This is a genomic window from Streptomyces sp. NPDC048352, from assembly GCF_040651895.1.
Taxonomy (GTDB): domain Bacteria; phylum Actinomycetota; class Actinomycetes; order Streptomycetales; family Streptomycetaceae; genus Streptomyces.
Window position 1 is genome coordinate 41423 of the sequence record NZ_JBEZKZ010000027.1, and the last position, 19304, is coordinate 60726.

Annotated in this window: 19 protein-coding genes and 1 pseudogene; 9 read left to right on the plus strand and 11 right to left on the minus strand. The window is 74.1% G+C overall.

What is annotated here, in order from left to right; genetic code table 11:
- Positions 1-28: 28 nt before the first annotated feature.
- A complete protein-coding gene (locus AB0D45_RS16550; RefSeq protein WP_361600979.1) occupies positions 29-556 on the minus strand; it encodes a hypothetical protein in 528 nt (175 codons plus the stop codon).
- A gap of 266 nt (positions 557-822) precedes the next feature.
- Positions 823-1749 carry a cyclase family protein gene (locus tag AB0D45_RS16555; RefSeq protein WP_362459313.1) on the minus strand — a complete coding sequence of 309 codons (927 nt, stop codon included), beginning with the start codon at positions 1747-1749 and terminating at the stop codon, positions 823-825.
- Between the two features lie 88 nt (positions 1750-1837).
- Here AB0D45_RS16555 and AB0D45_RS16560 point away from each other — a divergent pair, with 88 nt between their 5' ends.
- Genes AB0D45_RS16560 through AB0D45_RS16570 form a run of 3 tightly spaced genes read left to right on the plus strand, consistent with a single transcriptional unit; the run spans position 1838 to position 5028 of the window.
- Entirely contained in the window at positions 1838-2749 is a 912-nt protein-coding gene (locus AB0D45_RS16560; RefSeq protein WP_362459316.1) for an SDR family oxidoreductase, read from the plus strand.
- Positions 2750-2761: 12 nt separating this feature from the next.
- A complete protein-coding gene (locus AB0D45_RS16565) occupies positions 2762-3964 on the plus strand; it encodes an acyl-CoA dehydrogenase family protein (protein ID WP_361600988.1) in 1203 nt (400 codons plus the stop codon).
- Positions 3961-5028, plus strand: a complete 1068-nt coding sequence (locus AB0D45_RS16570) for a Zn-dependent alcohol dehydrogenase (protein WP_362459319.1) — start codon at positions 3961-3963, stop codon at positions 5026-5028. Before AB0D45_RS16565 ends, AB0D45_RS16570 begins: the two co-directional genes overlap by 4 nt.
- 18 nt (positions 5029-5046) lie before the next feature.
- Here the strand turns inward: AB0D45_RS16570 and AB0D45_RS16575 are convergent, their stop codons facing one another.
- On the minus strand, positions 5047-5946 hold the full coding sequence (locus AB0D45_RS16575; protein WP_362459322.1) for a hypothetical protein: 900 nt from the start codon (positions 5944-5946) through the stop codon (positions 5047-5049).
- Positions 5947-5999: 53 nt separating this feature from the next.
- A complete protein-coding gene (locus tag AB0D45_RS16580) occupies positions 6000-6614 on the minus strand; it encodes a flavin reductase family protein (protein ID WP_362459325.1) in 615 nt (204 codons plus the stop codon).
- Between the two features lie 117 nt (positions 6615-6731).
- Here AB0D45_RS16580 and AB0D45_RS16585 point away from each other — a divergent pair, with 117 nt between their 5' ends.
- Both AB0D45_RS16585 and AB0D45_RS16590 read left to right on the plus strand, forming a co-directional pair.
- On the plus strand, positions 6732-7343 hold the full coding sequence (locus AB0D45_RS16585) for a hypothetical protein (protein ID WP_362459328.1): 612 nt from the start codon (positions 6732-6734) through the stop codon (positions 7341-7343).
- 124 nt (positions 7344-7467) lie between these two features.
- Positions 7468-8262 carry a VOC family protein gene (locus tag AB0D45_RS16590; RefSeq protein ID WP_361601033.1) on the plus strand — a complete coding sequence of 265 codons (795 nt, stop codon included), beginning with the start codon at positions 7468-7470 and terminating at the stop codon, positions 8260-8262.
- Positions 8263-8314: 52 nt separating this feature from the next.
- Here the strand turns inward: AB0D45_RS16590 and AB0D45_RS16595 are convergent, their stop codons facing one another.
- From AB0D45_RS16595 to AB0D45_RS16605, 3 genes and pseudogenes are all read right to left on the minus strand, one after another.
- Complete coding sequence (locus tag AB0D45_RS16595) at positions 8315-9130, minus strand: enoyl-CoA hydratase-related protein (protein ID WP_362459331.1); 816 nt, start codon at positions 9128-9130, stop codon at positions 8315-8317.
- A 429-nt stretch (positions 9131-9559) separates the two neighbouring features.
- Entirely contained in the window at positions 9560-11794 is a 2235-nt protein-coding gene (locus AB0D45_RS16600) for an acetate--CoA ligase family protein (protein ID WP_361601006.1), read from the minus strand.
- A gap of 162 nt (positions 11795-11956) precedes the next feature.
- Positions 11957-13109 (minus strand): annotated as a pseudogene (locus tag AB0D45_RS16605) (NAD(P)/FAD-dependent oxidoreductase).
- A 159-nt stretch (positions 13110-13268) separates the two neighbouring features.
- Between AB0D45_RS16605 and AB0D45_RS16610 the strand changes: the two are divergent.
- From AB0D45_RS16610 to AB0D45_RS16620, 3 genes are all read left to right on the plus strand, one after another.
- Positions 13269-14039 carry a maleate cis-trans isomerase gene (locus tag AB0D45_RS16610; RefSeq protein ID WP_361601012.1) on the plus strand — a complete coding sequence of 257 codons (771 nt, stop codon included), beginning with the start codon at positions 13269-13271 and terminating at the stop codon, positions 14037-14039.
- Between the two features lie 66 nt (positions 14040-14105).
- Positions 14106-14558, plus strand: a complete 453-nt coding sequence (locus AB0D45_RS16615) for a DoxX family protein (protein WP_361601015.1) — start codon at positions 14106-14108, stop codon at positions 14556-14558.
- Positions 14555-15070 (plus strand): Zn-ribbon domain-containing OB-fold protein, encoded by a 516-nt coding sequence (locus tag AB0D45_RS16620; RefSeq protein WP_362459336.1) that lies wholly within the window; start codon positions 14555-14557, stop codon positions 15068-15070. The genes AB0D45_RS16615 and AB0D45_RS16620 overlap by 4 nt, the downstream gene beginning before the upstream one ends.
- Here AB0D45_RS16620 and AB0D45_RS16625 read toward each other — a convergent pair.
- Positions 15019-15684 carry a pyridoxal 5'-phosphate synthase gene (locus AB0D45_RS16625; protein ID WP_362459339.1) on the minus strand — a complete coding sequence of 222 codons (666 nt, stop codon included), beginning with the start codon at positions 15682-15684 and terminating at the stop codon, positions 15019-15021. The genes AB0D45_RS16620 and AB0D45_RS16625 overlap by 52 nt on opposite strands.
- A 41-nt stretch (positions 15685-15725) precedes the next feature.
- Positions 15726-16232: a DinB family protein gene (locus tag AB0D45_RS16630; protein WP_362459342.1), complete on the minus strand. Its 507-nt coding sequence runs from the start codon at positions 16230-16232 to the stop codon at positions 15726-15728.
- 140 nt (positions 16233-16372) lie between these two features.
- Here AB0D45_RS16630 and AB0D45_RS16635 point away from each other — a divergent pair, with 140 nt between their 5' ends.
- Positions 16373-16960, plus strand: coding sequence for a hypothetical protein (locus AB0D45_RS16635; protein WP_362459344.1), 588 nt, complete (start codon positions 16373-16375; stop codon positions 16958-16960).
- A gap of 481 nt (positions 16961-17441) precedes the next feature.
- Here the strand turns inward: AB0D45_RS16635 and AB0D45_RS16640 are convergent, their stop codons facing one another.
- Positions 17442-17975 (minus strand): NUDIX hydrolase, encoded by a 534-nt coding sequence (locus AB0D45_RS16640; protein ID WP_362459402.1) that lies wholly within the window; start codon positions 17973-17975, stop codon positions 17442-17444.
- A gap of 109 nt (positions 17976-18084) precedes the next feature.
- On the minus strand, positions 18085-19284 hold the full coding sequence (locus AB0D45_RS16645; protein WP_362459346.1) for an acetyl-CoA acetyltransferase: 1200 nt from the start codon (positions 19282-19284) through the stop codon (positions 18085-18087).
- Positions 19285-19304: the final 20 nt, after the last annotated feature.

A 19304-nucleotide genomic window follows, 5' to 3' on the forward strand; every position in this document is an offset into this window, starting at 1 on the left:
CGGGGGCGCCGGGCGCCGGGTCGGGGTGTCAGCAGGGGCGGATGTGGTAGACCGGGGTCCAGGACGCCGTGCCGGAGTCCTTGGCCACGTTGGACCAGCGCTCGCTGCCGTTCTGGTTGTAGAAGCGGGCCCGGGTGCCCGGGGTCTGGTTGTTGTTGAACGTGCCGTCGCCGATGCCGCTGAAGCTGTAGTAGCCGCAGCGGTAGTAGTCGTAGTTGTTGCCCTGCCCGTCCCTGATGCACAGGTGGCCGTCGTTGCAGGCCAGTGCCACGCCCGGGGCGGCCAGGTCGCGGGTCTCGGTCTGGCCCGGGGCCCTGAGGACCAGCTCGCCGCCGGCGGTGGTCAGCTTGTTCGCGGAGGTCTGGCGGGCCTGCGGGTCCGACGCGAGTACGGCGTCGACCCGCTGCTGGAGCTCGGCCGCCTGCGCGGCGGTCAGTCCGGCGGCGCGGGTCTGCTGGGAGAAGGCGGTCGAGGTGGAGGCTTCGGCTGTCAGTACCGGGCCCGCCATCAGGGCCGCGGTCGCGGTCATCATCGCGAGGATCCTGCGCGGTGACATGGGTGTTCCCCTCTTCTTCTTCGGCAGCCTGTCAGGCCGGCCGTTCGGGGCGGCGGCCTGGGAGTCGCGGGACTCATCGTTCCGAAGCCGAGTCGCGGCATGAAGGGGGGAATCGGCCGGTTCGCGGCAGTTGGAGGGATATCCCCGAGCGCGTCAGCCCCACCAGCCGCAGGGGTATCCGATCAGGTGTGTGGTCAATGCACCGTTTCCGCTGGCCGGCCCGGGTCCGCGGGACCGGCCCGGCGGGCGTGGCGTGATGGCGGGGGTCAGAGGACCGCCACCGGGGCCACCGGCGTGCCGGTGCCGCCGACGAAAGGTTCCGGCATCGCGGACAGCAGGAAGGAGTGGCGGCCCGCTTCCGCACAGGCTGTGGACAGCTCCTCCAGGTTCCAGTTCTGGCCCTGGTGCATGCCCATCTCGACCAGGTCGAGGGCGTGCACCGGCAGCCAGAGGTTCTCGATCTCCGGCGGGAAGATCTCGAAGGTGAGGGTGTCGTTCGCCACGGCCGCCACGTCGCGCGCGTGGAACCACTCCGGGGTGCGGACGGAGAGTCCGGGCGAGGGGAAGCCGTAGCCGTGCCGGTCGCCCGCCAGGCAGACCTGGATCTGGCCGGTACGGACCAGGACGACGTCCCCCGCGCGGACCGTGACGCGGCCGAACTCCTCCGCCTCCGCGAGGTCCCCCGGCGTGACCGCGTGGCCGCCCGGGAGGCGGTCCAGGCCCTTGGCGCGGGCCACGTCCAGCAGGACCCCCCGGGAGACGATGTGCCGGGCCTTGTCGATGCCGCTGAACTGCGCGCGGGTGTGCGCGGTGATGGTGGAGGCGGGGCGGCCGTTGTAGATCCGGCCCGAGTGCGAGACGTGGGTCAGGGCGTCCCAGTGGGTGGCGGCCTGGAGTCCCATCGTCACCGCGTCGTCGCTGCACGCGACCGTGCCCGGGCCGAAGATCTCCTGGTTGATCTGCACCATCGTGTGCAGCGGGTTGACGCGCCCCGGGATCATCCCGGTCTGCACCCCGCCCTCCTCGAGGGGGAGGGCCAGGGGGACCCGGCGGCCCGTACGGATCTCCGCGGCGGCCGCCCGCACCACCTCGTCGGTGATGAGGTTCAGCGTCCCGATCTCGTCGTCGGCGCCCCAGCGGCCCCAGTTGTTGATCCGCTCGGCGATGTCGTGGAACTCGGGGGGCAGCGTCACCGGCCATCAGCTCCTAGGGCTTGTGTGAAGGGATCCGACAGGCCATAGAATCTAACGGTCCGTCAGAAAGTACGGGAAGGGGTCGTCCGTGGGGAACTTCTTGGCAGGGAAGGTCGTCGCCGTCACCGGCGCCGGCCGCGGCATCGGCCGGGCGGTGGCCCTCGCCGCCGCCGCCGAGGGCGCCAGGGTCGTCGTCAACGACTACGGCGTCGGCATCGAGGGCGGTGAGCCGGCCGGCGAGGTCGCGGAGAACGTCGTCAAGGAGATCCAGGCCGCCGGCGGCGAGGCCGTCGCCGTCGCGGACGACGTCTCGACCATGGCCGGCGGCCAGCGCATCGTCGACACCGCCCTCGCCCGGTACGGGCGCGTCGACGGGGTGGTCTGCGTCGCCGGCATCCTGCGCGAGCGGATGCTGTTCAACATGTCCGAGGAGGAGTGGGACCCCGTCGTCGCCACCCACCTCAAAGGCACCTTCACCGTCTTCCGCGCCGCCTCCGCCGTGATGCGCCGGCAGGGCTCCGGGACCCTGATCGGCTTCACCAGCGGCAACCACACCGGATCCGTCGCCCAGGCCAACTACAGCGCGGCCAAGGGCGGGATCATCTCGCTGGTGCGCAGCGCCGCCCTGGGGCTGCACAAGTACGGGGTCACCGCCAACGCCGTCGCCCCCGTCGCCCGCACCCGGATGTCCGCCAACGTGCCGATGGAGCTGAAGGAGATCGGCGAGCCCGAGGACGTCGCCGCGCTCGTGACCTACCTGCTCAGCGACCGCGCCAAGGGCGAGGGCATCACCGGGCAGGTCTACACGGTCGCCGGCCCCAAGATCGCCGTCTGGGCCCAGCCGCGCGAACTGCGCGCCGGCTACGCCGAAGGCCCCTGGACGCCCGAGAAGATCGCCGACTTCCTCCCCGGGACGGTGGGCACCGACCCCATGCCGATGCTCGGCCAACTGGAGGCGATGGCCAGGGCCGCCGCCGCCAAGGACCGGCCCAACGCCTGAGAGGGGCGCCGCGTGGACTTCAGCTTCGGGGCCGAGGACGAGGAACTGCGCGCCCGCGCCCGCGCCTGGCTCACCGCGCACCTCGTGGGCCCGTACGCGCAGGCCGCCGGCCTCGGCGGCCCGGGCAGCGAGCACGAAGGCGTCGACGCCCGCCGCGACTGGGAGCGGGAGCTGGGGCGCGGCGGCTGGATCGGCCAGGGCTGGCAGGAGCAGGGGTACGGCAACCGCCGGCTCTCCCTCACCGGGCAGGTGGTGTGGGCCGAGGAGTACGCGGCGCTGCGCGCCCCCGCCCGCGTCGGTCACATCGGGGAGAACCTCCTCGCGCCTACCCTGATCGCCTACGGCAGCCGCGAGCAGAAGGACCGCTTCCTGCCCGCGATCGCCCGCGGCGAGGAGCTGTGGTGCCAGGGCTACAGCGAGCCCGGTGCCGGATCCGATCTCGCCGCGGTGCGCACGGCGGCCGTACGCGAACCCGGGCGCGGCGCGTCCGGGCGGCTGCGCGTCACCGGGCAGAAGATCTGGACGTCCCTGGCCCGCGAGGCCGACTGGTGCTTCGTCCTCGCCCGCACCGAGGCCGGCTCCCGCCGCCACCGGGGCCTGTCCTTCCTGCTCGTTCGGATGGACCAGCCCGGGCGGGTGGAGGTCCGCCCGATCCGGCAGATGTCCGGGACGGCGGAGTTCAACGAGGTCTTCTTCGACGGGGCCCTCGCGGAGGAGGTCGTCGGCGGCGAGGGCAACGGCTGGGCCGTCGCCATGGGCCTGCTCGCCCTGGAGCGGGGGGTCTCCACCCTCGTCCAGCAGATCGGCTTCGCCGCCGAACTGGAGCGCGTGGTCCGGGACCACGCCGCCTCGGGCTCCCCGGACCCGGTCCTGCGCGAGCGCCTCGTACGGCAGTGGGCGGAGCTGCGCACCATGCGGTGGAACGCCCTGCGGACCCTGGGGGCGGCGGGCGACGCGGGTGCGCCCAGCGTGGCGAAGCTGCTGTGGGGCGGGTGGCACCGGCGGCTCGGGGAGCTGGCGGTGGCGGTGCGGGGCGCGGCGGCGACGGCCGGGCCGGGGCCGTGGGCGCGCGGAGCGCCGTACGAACGCGGGCTCGACGAGACGCAGCGCCTGTTCCTGTTCACGCGGGCCGACACGATCTACGGCGGCTCGGACGAGATCCAGCGGAACATCATCGCCGAGCGGGTGCTCGGCCTGCCTAAGGAGCCCAGGTGAGAGGCGTCGTGTTCGACGGCAAGCAGGCCCAGGTGGTCGGGGACCTGGAGATCCGGGACCCCGGGCCGGGGGAGGTGCTGGTCGCGATGGCGGCGGCCGGGCTGTGCCACAGCGACCTGTCGGTGATCGACGGGACGATCCCCTTCCCGCCGCCGGTGGTGCTCGGGCACGAGGGCGCGGGCGTGGTCGAGGCGGTGGGGGCGGGTGTGACGCACGTGGCGCCCGGGGACCACGTCGCCCTGTCCACCCTCGCCAACTGCGGGACGTGCGCGGACTGCGACCGGGGCCGGCCGACGATGTGCCGCAAGGCGATCGGGATGCCCGACCGGCCGTTCTCGCGGGACGGCAAGCCGCTGTTCCAGTTCGCCTCCAACTCGGCCTTCGCCGAACGGACCCTCGTCAAGGCCGTGCAGGCGGTGAAGATCCCTGACGGCATCCCCCTGACCTCGGCCGCGCTGATCGGCTGCGGCGTGCTCACCGGGGTGGGCGCCGTGCTGAACCGGGCCGAGGTCGGCCTCGGCGAGACCGTCGTGGTCATCGGGACCGGCGGGATCGGCCTGAACGTCCTCCAGGGCGCCCGGATCGCGGGCGCCGCCACCATCGTCGCGGTGGACGCGAACCCGGCGAAGGAGGCGGTGGCCCGGCAGTTCGGCGCCACCCACTTCATCGACGCCTCGGCCGTCGAGGACACCCCGGCCGCCGTACGGGAGATCCTGCCGACGGGCGCGGACCACGCCTTCGAGTGCGTGGGCAGCGTCGCACTGATCCGCCAGGCCGTCGACCTCCTCGACCGGCACGGACAGGCGGTGCTGCTCGGAGTGCCGGGCTTCGCGGAGGAGGCGTCGTTCCTCGTGTCCTCCCTGTACCTGGACAAGACGATCATGGGCTGCCGGTACGGGTCCTCCCGCCCCCAGCGCGACATCGCCCTCTACGCCGACCTGTACCGGCAGGGCAGGCTGCTGCTGGACGAGCTGGTGACGGAGGTCTACCCGGTGGAGGACTTCGCGAAGGCCGTGGACGACGCCCGCCACGGGCGGGTCGCGCGCGGGGTGCTCACCTTCTGAGCCGGTGGCCCGGCCGCACTACGCGCGCCGGGCCACCCAGGTCAGCGCCAGGGCCGGCGCGGGGAGGGCGAGCGGGGCCCAGAGGCGGGTGAAGCCCGCCACCGGCACGCCCAGGGCCACCGGCAGCAGCGCGAGGACGCCGAGGAGCAGCAGGCCGAGGGCGGGCAGGTGGGTCCGGGCGTCGAAGCGGCGCAGCCGGTCCACGTACTCAGGTTCCATGGAGGACTTGATCGCGGCGCCCGCGATGAAGGGCCACGGCCCGAGGGTGATCAGGAAGATCGCGGTGACCAGCAGACCGGCGGGGGCGCGGACCGGCGACGTGCCCACGCCGACCTCGGGGTGGGCGGGGGCGAAGTAGACCTCGGCCGTGGCGCCCGGCTCGGGGCGCTTCCCGGTGTGCACACCCGCGACGGCGACGTCCCGCGGGCCGCTGTCGTAGGGGACGCGGACGACCACGTCGGTGGTGTAGTGCTCGTTGCCGTCGTCCGTGGCCGGGGTGTGCTCCGGTTCGCCGGCCAGCCGGACGATCCGGGCCTCGTGGCGGTCGTAGCCGGCCCGCTCCAGCCGCTCCGTGCGCCTGCCCTCCTCGCCGGACTCGGTGAAGCACATGATCAGGGCGGCGAAGGTGGCGAGGGGGACGCCGAAGGCGATCACGTGGATCAACGCGCGGTTCCGCCGGCCCGGCGGCCGCTTGCATAGGTCGGCCTTCGGCGGGAGGCGGCGGGCGTGGAGGGACGCCGCGACCCAGCACACCGCGAAGAGGACGGATGCGCCGGCCAGGGACGTCTCCGTGGTCAGCGGCGGGTACGGGCTCACTCCGACGAGGGCGCACAGGACGGCGGCCACGGCGCTCGCCAGCATCAGCCATCCGGTGGTGGTGGTCCACCGGGTCCGACCCGGCCCGTACGTGTTCCCCATGGCCCCCCGCCCTGACGTCGCCCGCAGGATAACCGGCGGGCGGGGCGGGGGCGTCAGTCGGCCAGGCGGGCGAAGCGGCCGCGGTGGAAGAGGAGCGGGCCGTCCTCGCCGGCCGCGCCCAGGGCCTCGACCCGGCCCACGACGATGAGGTGGTCCCCGCCGGTGTGGACGGCGTGGATGCGGCAGTCGATCCAGGCCGGTACGTCGTCCAGCTGCGGGGATCCGGTCACGGGGGCGGGCCGGTGGGGGACCCCGGCGAACTTGTCGGCGCCGCTGACCGCGAAGGCCCTGCACAGCTCGCCCTGTGCGGCCCCGAGGACGTTGACGCAGAACACCCCGGCGCGGGCGATCCGCGGCCAGGTGGTCGACGTACGGGCCACCATGAAGGTGACCAGGGGCGGGTCGAGGGAGAGCGAGGCGAAGGACTGGCAGGCGAAGCCGGCCGGGCCCTCCTCGCCCTCGGCGGCCGGGGCGGTGATGACGGTGACCCCGCTCGCGAAGTTGCCCAGGACGGCCCGGAACTCGGCGGGATCGACGGGCGCGCGCTCGTCCTCGCCGACGGCCCGCAGGTCGGGGCGGGGCAGGGCGTCGACGTGTCCGGCGGAGGTGGGAGAGCCGGCTGACCTGAGGTATCGGACGACGGTGGCCGCCATCCCTGCGTGTCCCATCACCCTCCCGATTGAAGCTGACGATACGTCAGATGGGAAGGGGCGCGGAGGCCGGGTCGGGGTGCGGGTGTAGGGTGCGGGCTGGTTGAACGCGTTCAAGTGGCGGGGGTGGGGGCGATGGCACACGAGGTGCGGGGGCCGCTGGCGCGGGAGCCGGAGGTGGCCGAGCCGGAGGTGCGGGGGCCGCACGTGCGGGAGCCGCAGCCGCGTCAGCCCGCGAGCGTGTGGGCCCGGGAGCTGCCCGGGGCCCTGGCCCTGGCGGCCGGGCAGCCGCTGCTGCTGGCGGCGGGCTCGGTGCTGATCGCCTCCCGGCACGAGGACTACGACCCCGCCGCCGGCGGAGCCTTCGGGATCCTGCTGCTGCTCGTCCTCGGGCCCGTACTGCTGCCGCTGCTGGGGCTGGTGCACGCCGTCCTCTTCGCCCTGCCGGTCGCGGCCGCGGCCCGGTCCCTGGGGCGGCGTACCGGATTGCCCGCCGCCGGCCCGGCCGTCCTGCTGGGCGCGGCCCTCGCGGCGCTGTACGCGGCCTGGGGACGGTCGCGCGGGCTGCCCTTCGGGCCGGCCTGGGCGTGGACCGCCGGCCTCGCGGTACTGCCGGTCGCCGGGGCGCTGTACGCGCGGGCCCGGGACGCGCGGCCCCTGGAAATGCTCGCTCGGGCCGCCGCCGTCACGGGCGCGGGGCTGCTGGTGATGCTGCTCGTGGGTGTGGGGCTCGCCGTGGGCGGTTGAGGGCCTGACCTGCGACCACCGAACGGGTGAATCCGCCCGGGCCCGGGCGGCCGCACGCCGCCCTCCGCCCGAGGGGTGGGCATGGTGGCCACCGACCGTGTCGCCCCACCCGCTGGAGGACCCCATGCTCGGCACCGCCTTCCGTACCGGATCGCCCAACTGGCTCGACCTCGGGAGCCCCGACACCGGCGCGGCCGCCGCGTTCTACGGGGCGGTCTTCGGCTGGGAGTTCGTCTCCGCCGGCCCCGAGGCGGGCGGGTACGGGTTCTTCCGGCTTGGCGGCAGGACCGTGGCCGCCCTCGGCCCGCTCACCGACGAGGGCGCGCGCTCGGCGTGGATGGTGCACTTCCAGAGCCCCGACGTACGGGCCACCGCCGAGGCCGTGCGGGCCGGGGGCGGGCGGGTGCGGATGGAACCCATGGACGTCATGGGAGAGGGCTGGCTGGCGCAGTTCACCGACCCGCAGGGGGCGGAGTTCGCCTCCTGGCAGCCGGGGAAGACCGGCGGTCTGGAGCTGGCCTCCGCCGAGAACAGCCTGGTGTGGGTGGAGCTCCACGTACCGGACCCGGTCGCGGCGATCCGGTTCTACGCCGGGGTGTTCGGCTGGCGGTCCACCGAGAGGGAGGTGCCGGGGATGACGTACCGGGTGCTGAGCGTCGGCGACGGCGACCAGCAGGAGGGGTCCTTCGGCGGGGTGGCGCCGCAGGGCGAGGGGGCGGGCGGCGCGTCCACGATGGTGCCGCGCTGGGTCCCGTACTTCCACGTGGCGGACTGCGACGCCACCGTCTCGGTGGTCGAGGACAACGGCGGCGCGGTGCTGATGCCGGCGGCGGACGTACCCGGGGTCGGCCGCATCGCGTGGGGCGCCGACCCGGCGGGAGCGGTGTTCGCGCTGCTGAAGCCGGACCCGCGGATGTAGGGGCCGGGGGCTGCTCCCCGGGGCCCGGCCGCTCCCCGGGGCGGGGGGACGGTCAGCGGCCCACGTACTTCGGGGTGCGGCGCTCCACGAAGCTCGCCACGCCCTCGTTCGCGTCGATGGTGGTCATGTTGAGCTCCTGGGCGGTGGCCTCGGCGGCCAGGGCGGTCGCCCGGTCGCCGTCCAGGGAGGCGTTGACCAGCTGCTTCGTGAGCGCGAGCGCGCGGGTGGGGCCCTGGGCCAGGCGCTCGGCCCAGTCGCGGGCGGCCACCTCCAGCTCGCCGTCCGGGACCACCTTGTTGACGAGGCCGAGGCGGGCGGCCTCCTGGGCGGGGACGGCGTCGCCGAAGAACATCAGCTCCTTGGCCTTCTGCGGGCCGAGGAGGCGGGGCAGGAGGTAGGCGCCGGCGCCGTCGGGGACGAGGCCGCGGCGGACGAACACCTCGATGAAGCGGGCGGTTTCGGCGGCGATGACGAGGTCGCAGGCGAGGGCGAGGTGGGCGCCGATGCCGGCGGCGGTGCCGTTGACCGCCGCGATGACGGGCTTCTCGCAGTCGAGGACCGCTGTGACGAGGCGCTGGGCGCCGAGGCGGATCAGGCGGGCGACGTCGCCGGCGACGCGGTCGGCCGGGGCGCTGCCGCTGTTGGGACCGGGGCCGGTGGTGCCGCTGCTGCGGAGGTCGGCGCCGGCGCAGAAGCCCTTGCCGGTGGCGGTGAGGACGACGGCGCGCATGCCGGGGTCGGCGGAGGCGGCGTCGAGCAGGGCGATCACGCGCTCGCGCTGGTCCGGGGTGAGGGCGTTCATGGCGTCGGGGCGGTTGAGGGTGATCCAGCTGACGCCGGCGTCGACGCGGTGCAGGATCTCGTCCATGGGGGCTCCTGGGGCCGGAGTTGTGCGTATGGGTGGTGCGGGTGCGGGTGCGGGTGCGGGTGCGGGTGCGGGTGCGGGTGCGGGGTGCGGGGTGCGGGGTGCGGGGTGTGGGTGGCGGGGTGCTGTGGGCCGGGGGCGGGGGCGGGGTGGGGTGTCGTCCGGGACGGGCTTCGATGTTCGGCGCCTGTTCCGGGTCGGGTGGCGGAGCGGTACCGCGCGCCGAATTCATCTCGTTTTAGTCCCGGACGACACCCCACCCCGCCCCCGCCCCCTCCGTCGCGTGTCCGCGTCCCCGCCTCGCGGGCATGACCCTGCCTGGTCGGCCCAACCCAGCCCGGCCGGCGTTTGAGGCGCGGGTCCGGGCGGAGTCCGGGGAACGGGCGAAGGGCGGGGAGGGGATCCGGCTCCGCCCGTACGAGCCGTGAGGAATCAGAGGCATACGGCCAGGGCGTCCAGGGCCACCGCGCCCTGGCCCCGGGGGAGGACCATCAGGGGGTTGATGTCCAGTTCGGACAGGTCGTCGCCCAGTTCCAGCGCCATCCGCTGGACCCGCAGGATGACCTCCACCAGCGCGTCCACGTCCGCCGGGGGTGCCCCCCGCACGCCCTCCAGCAGGGCGTGCCCGCGCAGTTCGCGGAGCATCGTGCGGGCCTGGTCCTCCCCGAAGGGCGGGACGCGGACCGCGGCGTCGCCCAGGACCTCCACCAGGACGCCGCCCAGGCCCACGGTGACGGTCGGGCCGAAGAGGGTGTCCTGGGTGACGCCGACGACCATCTCGACGCCGCGTTCGATCATCTGGCAGACCAGGATCCCGTCCAGCGGGACGTTCTCGTAGCGGGCTGTGTCCGTCAGCTCGCGGTACGCGTCGCGGATCTGGCTCGCCGAGGTGAGGCCGACCTTGACCAGGCCGAGTTCCGTCTTGTGGGCCAGCTGCGGGCCCGAGGCCTTCATGACGACCGGGTAGCCGACCAGGCCGGCCGCGCGGACGGCGGCCGCCGCGCTGGTCACCAGCTGCTCGCGCGGGACGCGGATGCCGTAGGCGCGCAGCAGTTGCTTGGCCGCGTGTTCGCTGAGCTGCTGGCCGGGGCGCATGAGGGCCTGGGCCTTGCGGTGGGAGGGGGAGGGGGTGCGGGGGGCGTCCGTGAAGGGGGAGCGGTACGAGGCGGTGAAGCGGTGGTGGCCGAGGTAGGCGCGGACGGCGGTGATGCAGTTGCCGAAGGTGCGGAAGGTGGCCACGCGGGAGGAGCCGAGCAGGGTGGTGCGGTAGGCCTCCTCGGTGCCGACGGGGGAGCCCCAGATGACGCAGACCAGCTTGTCGGTGGCTTCGGCGGCGTCGACCAGGTCCTGGGCGAGCCTGTCGCTCATCGGGGGGAAGGGGCCGGTGATCGGGCAGATCAGCACGCCGACGGAGGGATCGGCGAGGAGGGCATCGATGATCTTCCGGCCGCGCCAGTCGCCGACGGGGTGGCCGCCGTTGTCGACGGGGTTGGCGACGTTGAGGTACGGCGGGATCCACTGGTGCAGCTCGGCCTGCTTGGCCTCGGAGAGGGTGGGCAGGGTCAGGCCGGCTTCGGTGGCGAGGTCGGAGAAGTGGGCGCCGGTGCCGCCGGAGATGGAGTACACGACGACCCCGTCGGCCCGCGGCGGGCGGGCCCGGGCCAGGAGGGCGGCGGTGTCCTGGAGTTCGTCCAGCCCGTCGACCCGGATGACCCCGAACTGCCGCATGGCGGCGTCCACGACGGTGTCGGCCCCCGTGAGCTTGCCGGTGTGGGAGGCGGCCATGCGGGCGCCGGTCTCGGTGCGGCCGACCTTGACCGCGACGACCGGGACCTTGTTGCGGGCCGCGCGGTCGGCGGCGAGCAGGAAGGACCGGCCGTCCTTGAGGCCCTCCACGTAGCAGGCGATGGCCCCGACCTCGGGCCGCTCGGCGAAGTAGGAGATGAAGTCGGAGGTCTCCAGGTCGGCCTCGTTGCCGGTCGGCGCCCAGTGGGACAGGCGGATGCCCAGCTCCTGGAGGGTGTAGACGGGCCGGCCCTGGTGGCCGGACTGGGTGATGAGGGCGATGGCCGGGCCGTCGAGGTCGTCGCGGAACTCCTGGAAGGCGTTGAGGTTGGTGTTCGGGCCGAGCAGGCGCAGCCCGGAGCGGCGGACGGCGGCGGCCAGGCGCGCCTGGGCGGCTGCGCCGGCGTCCCCGGTCTCGGCGAAGCCGGAGGCGAACGCGACGGCGAACTTGACCTTGGTGTCGGCCAGTTCCTCGATCACCGGGAGCGGGTCGGCCACGAGGAGCACCGCGAGGTCGACCTGTTCGGGCAGCTCGGCCACCGAGGGGTGGCAGGGCAGGCCGAAGACGGCGGTGCGCGTCGGGTGGACGGGGTGGACGCGGGCGCCGACGCGTTCGGCCCAGGCGATGAGCTGCCGGGTGATGCCGGTGTTGGGCCGGCCGTCGGTGTCGGAGGCGCCGATGACCGCCACGGACTCGGGCCGGAAGAACCGGTCCAGGTCGGGGACGTCGGAGTGCAGGGGCCGTCCGCTGACGTCCAGGGCGGCCGAGTCCTCGGCGGAGGGGGCCGCCGTGGAGTGGACGGCCGTCCTGGGGGACTCCCCGCAGGCCTCGACGCGTGCGCGGAAGTCGGTGGTGAGGGTGCCGTGAGTAGATCCAAGCATCGCTTCGCCCGCTCCCTGCTCGAAGAATCCCTAACTGACGCGTAGTCAGATTACTGAACTGACACGCCGTCAGGAACAGGGATGCGCAGGAAAGGTGGTGGAGGTGGTGTGCTTGAACGGTGGCAGAGGTGTTCGTTCCGGTACAGGGCTGGTTTCGGCCCTCTAGGACAGCGCCCTGGCGATGCGTACGGCGTCCAGGGCCAGCTCGCGGAACATGCCGCTGATCGGGTTCGTGTACCCGGTGAAGTACAGCCCCGGGGCGTTCCGGGGGGGCGCGCGGGCCGTGGGCGATGGGGCGGCCGCGTTCGTCCAGCACGTCCAGGTGCCCCACCAGGCCCTCCAGCCCGCGCCGGTAGCCGGTCGCCGCGACCACCGCGTCCGGGGTGATCCGCGTACCGTCCGCCAGGACCACCTCGGCGCCGTCGAAGCCGGCCACGGCGGCCACCGGCTCCACCCGGCCCGAGCGCACTGCCCTGATCAGGCCGACGTCCTGCACCGGCACCGCCCCCTCCCGCACCCTGCTGTACAGGCCCGTCCGCGGGCGCGGCAGGCCGTACGCCGACAGGTCCGGCACGGCCCTGGCCGCGAGCGCCCCGAGCCGGTCCACGCACCGCACCGGCAGCCTGCGCACCAGGATCCCGGTGCGCTGCGCCGGCCAGCCCAGGGTGGAGCGGCGCACGATGTGCGGAGCGGTGCGCACGGCGAGCCGCACCCGCCGCGCCCCGCCCTCGGCGAGGTCCACGGCTATCTCGGCGCCGGTGTTGCCGACGCCGACGACGAGCACGTCCCGGCCGGCGTACGGGGCCGGCTCGCGGTAGTCGCGGGCGTGCAGCAACTGCCCGGTGTACGTCGCGCGGCCCGGCCAGTCCGGCAGCGCGGGGGTGTGGTTGAAGCCCGTCGCCACCACCACCGCGCGGGCCGCGAGCAGGCGCCCGCCCGAGGCGTGCAGGGTCCAGCCCTGCCCGTCGGCGGCGCGCTCGATCCGGGACACCTCGACGCCGGTCACCAGCTCCAGCTCGTGGAACTCGGCGTACTGCTCCAGGTACCGCACCACGTCGGCGCGCGCGACCCAGCGCCCGAACCGGCGCGGGATGGCCAGCCCGGGCAGGGCCGACAGCCGCCGGGTGGTGTGGAGCCGCAGCCGCTCGTAGTGGCCGCGCCACGAGGCGCCGACCGCCCCGGACCGCTCGACGACCACCGCGCGCACCCCGCGGGCGCGCAGCGCGGCGGCGACGGCGAGGCCGCCGGGGCCCGCGCCGATCACGTACACGGGGCGGGGCTGGGTGGAGGTCAGGTCGGGCGCGGGCTCGGACATGGGGAGTGAGCGTATCGCCACCGAGCGTTGATGGGTCTCGGTCGAGGAGGGAATCGATTGCGGATCGATCACGGGCGGGGGCCGGTCCGGCGCGGCCCGTCGTGCGGACGGGGCGGATGCTGACAAAGTGGGGCGTTCAGCCCCCGAGAGGAGTGCGCGATGTGGCAGCCCGACGGGTGGGACGTACGCGTCCGCCTCGGTGTCCTCACCCCCCACGCCGACGTCGGCCCCGAATCGGAGCTGCGCGCCATGGCCCCGGCGGACGTCGGCCTGCACGTGGCCCGGGTGCCGTTCGCGGCGATGGGGCCCGGCGGCGCGATGGGGCTCACCGTGCCGCTCGCCCCGGTGCGCGCCTTCGCCGAGCCCCCGCACGTGGACGACGCCGCCGAGCTGCTGGCGGCCGCGCCGGTGGCGGCGATCGCGTACGCCTTCACCAGCTCCGCGTACGTGATCGGCGCGCGCGGGGAGGCCTACATGCTGGACCGGCTGCGCGAGCGGGCCGGCGGGCGGCCCGTGGTCGCCACCTGCGCCGCCGCCGTCGAGGCCCTGGCGGCGCTCGGGGCGGGGCGGCTCGCGCTGGTCGATCCGCCGTGGTTCGACGCCACCCTGAGCGACCTGGGGCGGGGCTACTACGAGGAGGCCGGGTTCGAGGTCGTGTACGCCGCCCCGTGCGGGCTGCCCAGCGGGCAGGCGCTGATCCGCCCGGACGCGCTGTACGGCTGGGTGCTGGAGCAGGTTCCCGACGCGGCCGAGGCGGTGGTCGTCGGCGGCAACGGCTTCCGTGCCGTCGGGGTGATCGCGGCCCTGGAGGCGGAGCTGGAACGGCCGGTGCTGACCGCGAACCAGGTGCTGCTGTGGGCCGCCCTGCGTGCGGCGGGCGAGCCGGTGGACGGGGTGAAGGGGTACGGGCGCCTGTTCTCGGGCGTGTGAGGCCCCTTGCGGGATCGGCCACCATCCGCTGAACTGACGTACCGTCAGATCGAGGAGGGCGCCCCCATGCAGACCGTCTGGCTCACCGGGGCCGAATGGCTCGCCGTGCTCCGCATAGGCCTCGGCCTGTGGTGGCTGGAGAGCTGGCGGCACAAGGACAAGAAGGCCTGGTTCCAGCGCGGCACCGGCATCGCCTGGGCCGCCGACGTCGCCGGGAAGCACCGCTGGACCTTCGTACGGGGCGGCTTCCGCAAGGTCGTCCAGCCCCGGCCCCGGCTGATGGCGTACGTCGTCGTCTACGCCGAACTCGCCCTGGGACTCGGCCTGGTGCTCGGACTCCTCACCCCGGTGGCCCTGGTCGGCGGGCTGCTGCTGAACCTGCTCTACCTCGTCCTGATGATCCACGACTGGGCCGAGCAGGGACAGAACTCGATGATGGCGCTCATCTCGCTCGTCGCCCTCTTCACGGTGTCCTGGCAGACCTGGTCCCTCGACGCGACGATCGGAATCCTGCTGTGAGCGCCGTACGGTACGACCTCCCCGACGCGGACGAGTTCACCCGCCCCTACTGGGACGCCGCGGCCGAAGGCCGCCTCCTGCTGCGCCGCTGCGCCGACTGCGGGCGCGCCCACCACTACCCGCGCGAGTTCTGCCCCTTCTGCTGGGCCGGCGAGGACCGGGTGACGTGGGAGGCGGCGAGCGGCCGCGCGACGCTCTACACCTGGTCGGTCGTCCACCGCAACGACCTGCCGCCCTTCGGCACGCGCGTGCCCTACGCGGCGGCCGTCGTCGACCTCGCGGAGGGACCGCGGATGATGACCGAGGTCGTCGACTGCCCGTACGGGGACCTGCGCATCGGCATGCCCCTGCGGGTCGCCTTCCGGGAGGCGGCGGAGGGCGTCTGGGTGGCGGTCTTCCGGCCGCGGGAGCAGGGCTCGGCTCGTGCGGCCGACGCCTGGAGTTCCCGGGAAGAGGCGGCCTACGGCCAGAGCAGCTCACGCAGCCAGGCGGCGCCGTCCGTGCGCCGGTAGCGCAGGCGGACGTGCCGGCGGGCGGCGTCACCCTGGAAGAACTCCGCCTCGGCGGGCTCGAGTACGTACCGCGTCCAGGTCGGCGCCGGCGCGTCCGGTTCCGCCCCCGCCCGCTCCCACGACGCCGCCGACGCCCGCGCCAGCTCGTCGGCGGAGTCCAGCACCTCGCTCTGCCGGCCCGTCAGCGCGGCCGCCAGCGCCCCGCGCGAGCGCACCGCCAGGTCAGCCCGGCTCTCGTCGGGCCCGCACGCCACGACCCGTCCCCGGATCCGCACCTGCCGGCCCACCGCCGGCCAGTAGAAGCCGAGCGCCGCGTCCGCCCGGCCGGCCAGCTGACGGCCCTTGGCGCTCGTGGAGTGCGAGGCGAAGTGCCAGCCCCGCTCGTCGGCGTCGTGCAGCATCAGCACGCGCACGTCGGGCCGCCCCTCGGCGTCCACCGTCGCCAGGCTCATCGTGTGCGGCTCGGCCTGCCCCGCCCGGGCGGCGTGGACGAACCACTCCCGGAACAGCTCCAGCGGCTCACCGGGCGCGGCCGCCGGATCGAAGCCGGGAAGCGGGACGTCCCACACCCGCAGGGAGTGCAGGACCTCGTGGAATGCGCTGCTGTCGCTCATGCGCCCCAGGCTAGTGCCGTGCCGGGAGACCGCCGGGCCGCCTAAGGGCCGGTCGTGCCGTCGAGCATCTCGCGCAGGATGTCCAGGTGGCCGTTGTGGCGGGCCGTCTCCTCGGTGAGGTGGAGGAGGATCCAGCGCAGGTCGACGTGGAGGCCGTTGCGGACGGCTCGCCGGGCCCGCTCGTCCAGGCCGTTGCCGGCGACGAGTTCGCGATAGCGGGCGCTCTGGTCGGCGTATTCGTCGAGCAACTGCGCGAGGGGGAAGTCGACGGCGATGCGCATCTCGCGGTCGGGGTCCTCCTCGGTCCAGGGACCCCGGTCTTCCTCGCCGAGGAAGACCACCTGGAACCAGTAGTACTCGACCCAGCGGAGGTGGTTGATCACTCCGCTCATGGTCATCAGCGGTGAGCCCGGCAGGAGCGCCGTGCGGGCGTTCTCCGCGGAGACGCCGTCGCACTTGGCGCGGGCGGTGGTGCGTGCGTAGTCGAGGAACGTGGTGAGCTGGGTGCGCTCGTCCCACGCGGGCGGCGTGTCGTCGATTTTCGTCATCGCGCGAAGCGTCGCCGATCACTGCGCGCGATGTCGAGGCATTTACCGGCGGACCTGGTCTAGCTGGTGCCCGGCGGGTCGCTCCAGCGGGTCGGCACCGCCGGCCACGATCCGCCGGACAGCACCTAGGGTGCGGGGTCATGGACATGTACAGAGCCGCCGGGTGGGGGCTGTTCGCCCTCGCCGGAGCCGGCGCAGCCACCGCGGCCATCGCCCCGCTGTACGACGGCCCGGGCGGCTTGGCGCTGGCGGCCGAGCTGAACCACCCCGTGCTGCTGGCCGTCCTCTCGGCCGTCGTCCTCACGGGGGGCGCCCTGCTCCGCTCCCGCCGCGCCGACGTGCGCACGGCGGCCGCCCAGGTCCTGGCCGGGGCAGCGGCCCTCGGGGCCCTCGCCGTCCCCGCGTACGGGCTGGCCGCCGACCCCTTCCCGGACCGCGAGTGGGACGTCGCCGCCCCGGACGGTTCGCCGCGGCGGCTGGTGGTGGAGCGGACCGACGCGCTGACCGACCCGGTCTGGCGGATCTATGTGGACGCGGGCCCCTTCCCGACGGCCCGCCGCTGGCCGGTCGCCGAGTACCGCTCGGGCCCGGACCAGGAGTGGCCGGAGGGCGTCCTCCAGGCCGCCTGGTCCGACCCGGACCACATCGAGCTGACCGACTTCGACCACACCGCCCACACCGTGCGCATAGCCCGGGACGGGCGGCCGCTGGAGGCGTTGGTCTGGTAGGGGACGGGGGTGGGACGGGGGTGGGGAGCGGTGCCCTCTTGGGCGGTGTCAGGGCTGGTTCGGGGGTTTCCCGTCAGTCCCATCGTCATTCCGTGTCGGGCCGGTCCCTCAAGGGCGCTCCCTTCGGTCGCGTCGCTTCGCGATCGCCTTCGGCGACCCTTGACCGACCGACCCGCCCCGGAAAGCCGAAAGACTGCCGGGAAGCCCCCAAAAGAACGGTCACCAGGGATACGTCCGAGGAGCGGCTCCCTCAGGGACGAGGCGAGGGGTCAGGGGCCATGACCCCTCGGGCATCCGGGCCCCACATCAGTGATTCCGGACCGGTGGCAACCACCTGCGCGGCCCAGACGCGACAGATCGCTACGCGCTCCTCCCGTCTCGGCGACTGGCGGCCGACATGGGCTGATACCTGCACCGAATGACGATCAGGAGCGCGTCCGGGACCGGTAGAGGTGTCAGATCGCTGTCCGGGGTGACGGGGTCAGCGGATTCCTTCGTCCATCAGGACGTAGAGCAGGGGGACGAGTGAGCCGCTGCTGACGATCTCACGACGGTCGATCATGCCCCTGATGTCCGCCAAGGGGATCCATTCGATCCGGTCCGATTCGTTCAGCTCGGTCGGCGGTCCCGCGTACGTGGCGCCGTCGGCACGGAAGAGGTGGTGCTGGGAGTCGGTGATCCCGGCTGCCGGTTCGGCGTAGACGAGGGGCTTCATCGGACCCGGTCGCCAGCCCGTCTCTTCGAGGACTTCGCGGGCGGCGGCCTCACCCGGGGTCTCGTCCGCCTCGACCAGGCCCATGGGGAGCTCCCAGGCCCATGTGTCGGTGATGAAGCGGTGGCGCCACATCATCAGGACCTCTCGCCGGTCGTTGACCACGGCGGCCACCGCCAGGTTCCGCAACTTGACGACGTGGTGTTCGAAGCGGCTTCCATCGGGCGTCTCCACGTCGGCGAACCACACGTTCAACCAGTGGTTCTCGTAGATCGGACGTTCCCCGTGGATCTTCCACTGCATGTCCATGCCCCTCTCATCGGCCCCCAGCATGCACCCCCCCAGACGTCCGCCAGTCGCTGAGACGGGAAGCCCCCATCCCCCCTCCCGCCCGGTCCAGGGGGCGGGGCTCCTACCCCCGGCCCAGCAGGACCGTCCCCGAGGAGCAGAACCACCCTCCCGTGCCCGACGCCAGCGCCACCTGCGGCCGTCGGCCGCCGGGTTTGGTGACCTGGCCCCGGCCCGCTTCGCCTCGGAGTTGGCGGACTGCTTCGACCAGCAGGAAGAGGCCGCGCATGCCCGGGTGGCAGGCGGAGAGGCCGCCGCCGTCGGTGTTGACCGGCAGTTCGCCCTCCCGGAGCAGGCGGCCCTTCTCCACGAAGGCCCCGCCCTCGCCCTTGGCGCAGAAGCCGAGGTCCTCCAGGGTCACCAGGGTCATGTAGGTGAAGGCGTCGTAGATCTCGGCGACGTCCACGTCGGCCGGGGTCAGGCCGGCGCGTTCGAAGGCCAGGCGGCCCGAGACCGCCGCCGGGGAGACGGTGAAGTCCTCCCACTCCGACATCGTCGTGTGGGAGACGGACGTGCCCGTCCCCAGGACCCAGACCGGCTCCTTCGCCGTGTCGGGTACGTAGTCCTCCGCCGCCAGCAGCACCGCGCAGCCGCCGTCCGAGCGGATGCAGCAGTGCAGCTTCGTGAAGGGCTCGGCGATCGGCTCCGACGAGAGGACGTCGTCCACCGTGAGGGGGTCGCGGAACATCGCGTCGGGGTTGGTCGCGGCGTTCGCCCGGGCCTGCACGGCCACCGCGGCGAGCTGCTCCGGCGTCGTCCCGTACGCGTGCATGTGCCGCCGCGCGGCCATCGCGTACTTGGCGACCAGGGTGTGTCCGTACGGCACCTCGAACTGCAGCGGCCCCCGCGAGCCGAAGGAGAGGTTCGCGGTGCGGCGGCGGGCCTTGATGTCGGCGCGGGCGGTGGATCCGTACACCAGCAGGACGGCGTTGGCGTGGCCGGCGGCGATGGCGTCGGCGGCGTGGGCGGCCATGACCTCCCAGGTGGAGCCGCCGACGGAGGTGGAGTCGACCCAGGTGGGACGCAGCCCGAGGTACTCGGCGACCTCCACCGGGGCGAGGACGCCGAGGCCGGCCGAGGCGAAGCCGTCGATGACGGAGCGGTCCAGGCCGGAGTCGGCGAGGGCGCGGCGGGCGGCCTGCGCGTGGAGGGCGTAGGGGGTCGGGCCGTCGACCCGGCCGCAGTCCGAGAGGGCGACGCCGACCACCGCGACCCGGCGGCGGGGTGCGGCGGGGGACGGGGGTGCAGACAGGGGTCCAGGCATGGGGGGACGGTACATCTGAC